This window comes from Streptomyces dysideae (genome assembly GCF_001514305.1).
Lineage (GTDB): Bacteria > Actinomycetota > Actinomycetes > Streptomycetales > Streptomycetaceae > Streptomyces > Streptomyces dysideae.
Window position 1 is genome coordinate 1 of the sequence record NZ_KQ949157.1, and the last position, 7,446, is coordinate 7,446.

A 7,446-nucleotide genomic window follows, 5' to 3' on the forward strand; every position below is an offset into this window, starting at 1 on the left:
AGCTTGGTGCTGGTCATGAGGGGGTGGTTCTCCTGTCGTGCCCTCTCAGGCTAACCCGCCGAAGCGGGGCGTCTCACCACAGGCTGACAGAGAGGGGTCTTCGTCGAGCCCGAGCGTGTAGAGGCGTCTGGCTGTGGCTTCCCATCGGCACGTCATGACGCCGTCTGCCTTCGTCACGAGCGCTGAGCGGACGTTGTCCAGGGCGAGCAGATTCTCCTCTTCGACAAGGGCCTGTACGGCGGCGCGCTCGCGCAGATTGGCCGCTGACCGTGCGAGGAGCTCGCCGAGCGGCGGGGCATCGGGTTCGGCGATCCCCGTTCCGGGGGAAGTCGTGGTGGTCGTCATCCGGGTTCGTCCGCGGGGAGCCGTCCGCTCAGGCCGAATGCGACGCCGAGCGCTGCTGGGTTGGTGAGGCGTCCAGATCCGTCCGGACGCTCCAGCCACATGCGCTCGTCGATCGCGTGCAGGACCGGCGGGCATGGAAGCGGCCAGCCGGGCGGGTGCACGGTCAGCTGCGATACGTGGTCCAGTTCGGCACTGAGGTCCGGCGGCAGAAGCCACCAGATCCGGTCCGTCGACGTATCCGCCAGGACAGGGCCGAGTCGTTGGCTGCCAACGCGTTTCATGGTCCTGACGGACTGAAGCAACGGGCCCTCGGCTATGCGCCAGTGCTCGCCGCTGGCGATCCGGGCGAATTCGTTCGCAGCCCACGCGCGACACGCGGCGGTGGGGTTACGAGTGCAGGAGAGGAGCCAGTCCTGGCCTGCTTGCAGGGTGGACTGGGCGGGCTTCGTGGCCATGACCAGGACGTTAGGCAGTGCGATGGCGGGCCTGCTCGGCGATTGCGGCTGATTGCGCACCGAGGTTGCCGTGGTTGCGGCTGATTGCCTACGCGAGGTCCAGAGACGCCCTTGCCCGGCCGATCAGACGGCGTGCCGGCGCCCCGTACTCGGCGGATTCCGCGAGCCAGTCCCACGCACGCTCGTAGAGCTGGATGTCGTCCTCGCCGGTGAGCCAGAGCTCTTCACTGATCGTCTCGACGATGACCAGCCTGCGGTCGTAGATCCAGAAGGCGTGCGGGGCCGTACGGCGCAGCTGGGTGCCGAACGGAAGGATGCCGAGCTCAATCCGGCGCTGGCCTACCAGGATGTAGAGCCGGTCCAGTTGCTCAGCCATCACGTCTATGGGGCATGAGCGGTGATAGAGGGCTGCCTCGCACACCAGGAACCGGAATGACTTATCAGGGTCGTACAGCGCCTCCTGGCGGCGCATCCGGGCCTCGACGGCCGCCTCCGTGGTAGGCGGGATACCTCGGAACTCGGCGTTTGTCTCAAAGATGACGCGGGCGTACTCCGGTGTCTGGAACAGTCCCGGAACACGCGATACCTCAAGCCCGCGGATCGCCTTCGTGGCCTCGGTCTGGCGCACGGCGATCTCCTGGCGGCCACGGTGCCCGCCGGCCAGCTGGCGGCGCCAGGAGCGGTGCCGCTGCTTCAACTCCAGTCCGGCGCGGAGCCCTTGGAGCTCACCTTCGACATCCGGCTGGCCGCAGGCCTGCGCCCAGGCGGTCAGGTCGGCTGCGGACGGGGTCTGCTTGCCGTTCTGGAGCCGGGAGACCTTCGACGGCTGGCAACCGAGCTTGGCGGCGAGGTCCTTGCCGTCCAGACCAGCCTCGGTGCGCAGCTCCCGAAGCCGCGCGCCGAGGGCCTCTCTGGCGGTCTGGTAGTCCGTGCTCACATGGTGGAACGTACCCGGCCGGCGAACTCTTCGGTACGCACGGCGTGATGCCAGGCGGCGTCCCGGACCTGGCAGGCGGCGAGGACCTCGGCCGGCTCCTGGGTGACGTACACACCCAGGGTGGTGTCCTCGTCGTCGAACGCGAACCGGGCGAGGATCTTGGAGTCGAAGAGCCAGAAGTCGTGGTCCGGCAGCCGCAGTTGTCGCGCCTGGGCGCGGGTCAGGTTCCGGATGTCCTCGCCCGCCGCCACGTTGCTGGACGCACTGGCAAGGAGGAACTCCTGTCCCTGCGTGGGCGGTTCATCAACCAGACGCACACGCTCGAACCGCTTGCCCTGCGCGGTCTGTGTGCGGACGTTCTCCCGCCAGGCGTTGTCCGGGCCGCGGGCGATGTCCTCGCCCGCGAGGAAGAGCGGCCACTTGGGGCTGTTGCGGTCGGAGGCATAGCCGCGGCGCGTCTCCAGACGCCACGCGGTGTGCTTGAAGTCCCGGAAGAGGTGCGAGATCGAGGAGAACGGCTGAAGCTCGGGTGCGTCGCTCCTGGGCGCGTATCGGGTGAGCAGGCTACGCGGGATACGGACGAAGGTCTCGGACTCCTTGACGTCCCGGAGCTGGGTGAGGTGCTCCGGGTCGGTCTCCCGCTCGCCCTGGACGAGGATCTCGTCCGTTCCCTCGACGTCGTAGAGGGTGGGGCAGTCGCCGTCGTCGCTGGTCGTGCCGAGGAACCTGAGCGTCATGTTGCCCTCCGCTTTCGCTGGGGAGTTCAGGATGCGGGTGCGGTCTCGGGCGCTCTTGAGGATTGCGGCATATTGCGCATCTCTTGCCATGGGTGTGGATTGCGAGCAACCAAGCGAGGGGTGCCGCGATGCCACAACGAGGTCACCCCAGCGCCGTCGGGCCGTGGTGATCGACGCGAGTGCGCGCGGCTGCCGATCCGCCACTCAGCGGACCCTCAACCGGAACACTGGGTGCCCGCCAAGAAGTCGGCCCATGCCTCTGCCGAGATCACGAGGTATGGCTGCTCCGGCCGCTTGGAGTCTCGTACGAGTACACCAGCCGGTATGAAGGCGGTTTCCACGCACTCGGTCGTGTTGCCGCCGCTGTAAGACGACTTGAACCAGACGGGATCGGAGACGGGCTGAGAGCCAACGGACATTCACAGCTCCTTGCGGGCGCGATGGATCATGGCGGAGGAAGCCTCCATGTCCAACGCTTGTGCCCGGAGGTACTCGAACGCAAGTCTGTATCGCTCCAGCTCTTCGTCCTTCTCCAGGAACAGGGAACCGGTGTGGAAGTCGACGTACACCACGTCGAGAGCCGGCTCGGTGCCGCCGATGATGACGAAGCTTCCGAGTGCCGCGGCGTGGGCTCCTTTGGAGAAGGGCAGCACCTGAAGAGTGATGTGAGGGGAGTCGTTCGCTTCGAGCAGTCGGTCGAGCTGCTCCTTCATGGCCTGAGGTGATCCGACAATGCGGCGGATCACGGACTCGTCGAGGATCGCCCACAGGTGCAGCGGCTTCGGACGGTTGAGGATCTCCTGCCGCTTCATGCGGATGTCGACCAGCCGCTCGATCTCCGCCGGTTCCAGGGGCACTTCGTTGGCCTTCTGCAGTGCAGTGCTGTAGGCGCGTGTCTGCAGAAGACCTGGCACGTAGACGCAGGAGAAGTGACTCTCGCGTACGGCTTCGTCCTCAAGCGTGAGCATCAGGTTCATGCTCTCCGGGATGGAGTCGGCGAAGGAACTCCACCAGCCTTGCTGCTTGGCGTCCTTGGCCAGCCCGACAACGGCCTTACGTTCGGCCTCAGTTGCCCCGTACTCGCGGCACAATGCATCGACGACGATCCACTTGACGGGCCCGGCCTGGGTTTCGTACCTGCTCACCGTCGCCTTGGACACGCCCACAAGCCGCCCGGCTTCCTCAAGGGTCATCCCCTTCCGGGCGCGCAACTTGCGCATCATCGCGCCCAGTTGGCGGCGGCGGGTTGTGGTCCGTTCAGACATGCGGCTCCTTCGCCATGCGCCGGGCGGCAGGCCCGGGGGTGCCCATCAGGCTAGGCAGCACAGAAGTCGGCTCACCATCAGATTCACCCGATAGATTCTCGTGAGAAGTTACATGGTGAGAGTTCTCTGTGCCATGCTCGATCGCAGACCGCTACGCAGTGCAGCCGTACGGACACGGCAGGCGCAGCACGTGCGTGGCTTGGAAGGGAGGAGCGGTCATGCCTGGCTACGACGTCACCGAACCCCGACTCCGCTGTGTACTGCCTTTCGAGGCGGCGCCGGCGGAAGTGCGCCTGCTGCGGAGAGCCACCGTGAAGCAGCTCAGCCGGTGGGGCATGCCCGTGGCCGCAGATGAAGCCGAGCTGCTCGTCACGGAGTTGGCGACGAACGTCGTCAAGCATGTCGGCGAAGGCGCATCAGCGACCTTGATCCTTGAGTGGAGGGGAGAGCGGCTCCGCCTCGAAGTGCACGACAAGAGTCAGGCGGTGCCGGCGGTCAGTGCCGCGGACTGCGACGAGGAGTGCGGCCGGGGTCTGCACCTGCTTGCTGCGCTGGCAGCGGACTGGGGCACAGTGCTCACCGCAGCGGGCAAGGCGGTCTGGTGCGAGATTTCGACCGGAACGGGGCGTGCATGCCGACGCATTGCGAGGGCCGCTGAGGCACTTGAGCAGTATCAGGGGGCCAGCGGCGGTATCGCCTTGCCCGGGAGGGGGCGCAAGGCAGGTCTCGAGGAATCGGCGGTCGAGCTGATCGCGGACTTGCTTCACTGGACCACTGCGCGCGGCCATGATCCGGACGACATCCTCGACCGCGCTCAGATGCATTACGAAGCCGAAGGGGCCGCGGCCTAGTGAGCGGCCGCCTTTGCAGACTTCCGTATCTGCTCCCGGAGGGCGGTCGGCGTGCGCCAGGATTCTCCGGGACGGCTCCTGTGGCACATGCGGTGGCAGTTGGCGCACAGGCACGCGAGGTCGTCGAGCTTGGTCTCCCGGGTTCCGGAGATGTAAAGGGGAGTGACGTGATGCACTTCGATGTAGCCCTCGCCCAGCTCTCCGTAGGCGCGGGCGAAATCGAAGTCGCAGACCTCACACCGAAGCGGGCGCCCGCTTCGCCGCACTTGCCTGATCTTCCGCGTGCGGAGCTTTGGATCCCGCTCACGGGCAAGCGCACGGCGGACGAGGAGGCGCCCCTCGATCGCGGTAGACCCCCTGTCGTCGATTTCGTCGGGCTGCCTGGGGATGCGGTGCAGCTCGCCCGAGGCGATGCCCTCCTCGAGAGCCTGGGCGGCCTGAAGCATCTCAGCCTCACGATCCGTGAACGCTTCGATCATGAGTTGTGTTGGTTTGCCACAATTTGTGGCTCTTCCGGAGTACAGCCTGTGATTCGTCATGAAGTCCGTGGTCTTGAGGCTGACGCTGCCGACGGACCGGAATCCGGGAAGGCCGAGTGCCTCCGGAGTGTGGATCGGCAGCGAGCGCAGCAGCTCCGACAGTTCCTGGACCTTCTGGTCGCTCATGCGCAGGTCCCGCCAGGTGTTCTTCACGACCAGCGCTCCTGCGAGCAGGAGTTCGTCCTCAGTCCAGGCAGGTATCCGCATGGGCAATATCGTATGAGTGTTCGGCGAGTTGGAGGGTGCGTTCAGCGAACTGTTGGGCGTGCTGCACACTTGGGGAGGTCTCGTTGTCAGTGGGGTCTGTCACCCTCAGTGATGGTGGATTGCAAGATGTGTCTGCCGCTGTACGGCTGTAAGGAGGGGGCATGACCCGCACGAACGAACTCAGGTACACCTCGGTGGAAATCTGCGCTGGGGCTGGAGGGCAGGCTGTCGGCTTGCACAACGCGGGCTTCAGGCATGTCGCGCTCATTGAGATCGACAAGGATGCTTGCAAGACCCTCAAGGCCAACACTGAGGGCAACCCGGAGTGGAGCGGCTGCAAGGTCATCGAGGCGGACCTGCGAGAGTTCGACCCTGCCATCCTGGGGCTGGAGCCTGGACAGCTTGATTTGCTGGCCGGCGGGGTGCCCTGCCCGCCCTTCTCGGCGGCAGGCAAGCAGCTCGGTCGCGACGACGAGCGAGACCTCTTCCCGACGATGCTCGATCTCGTCGATCACCTTGAGCCCAAGGCCGTGATGATCGAGAACGTGCGCGGACTCCTTGATCCGAAGTTCGAGGAGTACCGCAACGAGATCATCAAGCGGCTGGAATCCATGGGGTACGAGCAGTGCTACTGGGACATCCTGGAGGCCAAGAACTATGGCGTGCCGCAGCTCCGCCCCCGAGCCATCTTGGTGGCGATGAAGCCGGAGTACGCCCGCTACTTCGAGCATCACAAGCCCGCAGAGACCAAGGTGATCACCGTGGGCGAGGCTCTCGAGGACTCGATGCGCGAGCGGTACGACGCTGTAGCGAACGACCCCAGGGCTGAGAAGGCTTTCAAGGACTGGTACGAGAAGGCGCTGGAAGGCGTGGCCCCGACAGTCGTCGGCGGCTCGAAGAAGCACGGCGGTGCCGACCTCGGCCCGACACGGGCCAAGCGGGCTTGGGCGGAACTTGGCGTGTGCGGGCTGGGGGTCGCCAACGAGCCTCACGAGATGACGGACCCTGAGCGCGATCTTTTCGCGTCGGCGGGTCCCAAGCTCACGGTGACCCAGGCAGCGTTGATCCAGGGGTTCCCCAAGGCTTGGAAGTTCTCCGGTCGTAAGACTGCGTCCTACCGGCAGGTTGGCAACGCTTTCCCTCCGCCTGTGGCGCAGGCTGTCGGCGACCAGATCTACGCCGCGTTCGAGGCCGAGAGGGTGGCGGCGAAGCAAGGCTGAGGCGGGCTCCTAGCCTTCCCTGGATTTCCTCAGGCGGCTGACCGTCGCTGCGATCTTCACAGCACATTCCTCAGCTGGATCGTGTTCCCAGAATCGGAGCACGGTCCAGCCGGCCGCCCGGAGCTGTTCGTCGGTGTCCCGGTCACGAGCCATGTTCCGTGCGACCTTGTCCGACCAGTAACCAGGATTGGTCTTGGGCGGCACGTAGTGCTCTGGGCAGCCGTGCCAGTAGCAGCCGTCGATGAACACGGCTACCTTCGCGGGACGGAAGACGATGTCTGCTGTCCGGCGAAGACCGGGCAGGGGTTTGGCCGCCACTCGATAGCGCAGTCCTTGGGCGTGCAGCAGCTTCCGGACCAGACGTTCCGGTTTGGTGTCACGGCTGCGAATAGCCTGCATGTTCCGGCGGCGAGCGGCCGAGGATGCCCAAGAGCCGACGGGTGGTTCCCAACCGTCATCGGACAGGTTCGTGCTGTTCGTGTTACTACTCACAGAATGTCGCCGCTGTTTCGAAGATCATCAACAAGCGCGTCAAGGCCTTTCAATGAGAGCACTTCAGCACGGGCGATGCCCGTACTTCGAAGTGACTTCAGGTCTGGCCAGTGATCGTGTGGGGAAGCAGTGGGAGGTAGCTCGTTCACTGCCATCCAAGCTCCGACCCATCCAGGACACAAGTGGTACGTACTGTCCTCTACGCTCTCACGCGCGACGCTCGCGGCCCGTGGGAATTCTGCTGTCGCCATGGCATATGGAACGTCGGGCCGGTATCGGGTTAGCGGTACCATCTGGGCAGCCTCAGCGCCGCGATCGGAACGCCAAGTCCATTTCGAGGAAAGTGCAGCCACGAGACGGTTTCCGTCATCGGCGATGAGGATGTCACTCTTCCTGTC

10 protein-coding genes are annotated in these 7,446 nt (G+C 65.3%); 2 read left to right on the forward strand and 8 right to left on the reverse strand.

All coding sequences use genetic code 11. The features are described 5' to 3' along the window. Nucleotides 1–45 precede the first annotated feature (45 nt). The 6 genes from AQJ91_RS47855 to AQJ91_RS47880 form a co-directional block, all read right to left on the reverse strand. Nucleotides 46–345: a hypothetical protein gene (locus AQJ91_RS47855; protein WP_067036585.1), complete on the reverse strand. Its 300-nt coding sequence runs from the start codon at nt 343–345 to the stop codon at nt 46–48. Beyond that, nucleotides 342–800 carry a hypothetical protein gene (locus AQJ91_RS47860; RefSeq protein WP_067036588.1) on the reverse strand — a complete coding sequence of 153 codons (459 nt, stop codon included), beginning with the start codon at nt 798–800 and terminating at the stop codon, nt 342–344. Before AQJ91_RS47860 ends, AQJ91_RS47855 begins: the two co-directional genes overlap by 4 nt. Nucleotides 801–888: 88 nt before the next feature. After that, nucleotides 889–1,737 carry a helix-turn-helix domain-containing protein gene (locus AQJ91_RS47865; protein ID WP_067036591.1) on the reverse strand — a complete coding sequence of 283 codons (849 nt, stop codon included), beginning with the start codon at nt 1,735–1,737 and terminating at the stop codon, nt 889–891. Beyond that, the gene (locus tag AQJ91_RS47870) at nt 1,734–2,474 is read right to left on the reverse strand and encodes a DUF6879 family protein (protein ID WP_067036593.1); all 741 of its coding nucleotides are present in this window, start codon (nt 2,472–2,474) and stop codon (nt 1,734–1,736) included. The genes AQJ91_RS47865 and AQJ91_RS47870 overlap by 4 nt, the downstream gene beginning before the upstream one ends. A gap of 215 nt (nt 2,475–2,689) precedes the next feature. Beyond that, nucleotides 2,690–2,893 (reverse strand): DUF397 domain-containing protein, encoded by a 204-nt coding sequence (locus AQJ91_RS47875; RefSeq protein ID WP_067036596.1) that lies wholly within the window; start codon nt 2,891–2,893, stop codon nt 2,690–2,692. After that, a complete protein-coding gene (locus tag AQJ91_RS47880) occupies nt 2,894–3,739 on the reverse strand; it encodes a helix-turn-helix domain-containing protein (RefSeq protein ID WP_067036599.1) in 846 nt (281 codons plus the stop codon). A gap of 218 nt (nt 3,740–3,957) precedes the next feature. Here AQJ91_RS47880 and AQJ91_RS47885 point away from each other — a divergent pair, with 218 nt between their 5' ends. Next, the gene (locus AQJ91_RS47885) at nt 3,958–4,590 is read left to right on the forward strand and encodes an ATP-binding protein (protein WP_067036602.1); all 633 of its coding nucleotides are present in this window, start codon (nt 3,958–3,960) and stop codon (nt 4,588–4,590) included. Here the strand turns inward: AQJ91_RS47885 and AQJ91_RS47890 are convergent. Next, a complete protein-coding gene (locus AQJ91_RS47890) occupies nt 4,587–5,282 on the reverse strand; it encodes an HNH endonuclease (RefSeq protein WP_324618071.1) in 696 nt (231 codons plus the stop codon). The two genes, AQJ91_RS47885 and AQJ91_RS47890, sit on opposite strands and share 4 nt — an antisense overlap. A 215-nt stretch (nt 5,283–5,497) precedes the next feature. Here AQJ91_RS47890 and AQJ91_RS47895 point away from each other — a divergent pair, with 215 nt between their 5' ends. Continuing rightward, entirely contained in the window at nt 5,498–6,556 is a 1,059-nt protein-coding gene (locus AQJ91_RS47895; RefSeq protein WP_067036608.1) for a DNA cytosine methyltransferase, read from the forward strand. 9 nt (nt 6,557–6,565) lie between these two features. Here AQJ91_RS47895 and AQJ91_RS47900 read toward each other — a convergent pair whose 3' ends face one another. Beyond that, the gene (locus AQJ91_RS47900) at nt 6,566–6,955 is read right to left on the reverse strand and encodes a very short patch repair endonuclease (protein WP_067036611.1); all 390 of its coding nucleotides are present in this window, start codon (nt 6,953–6,955) and stop codon (nt 6,566–6,568) included. Nucleotides 6,956–7,446 lie beyond the last annotated feature (491 nt).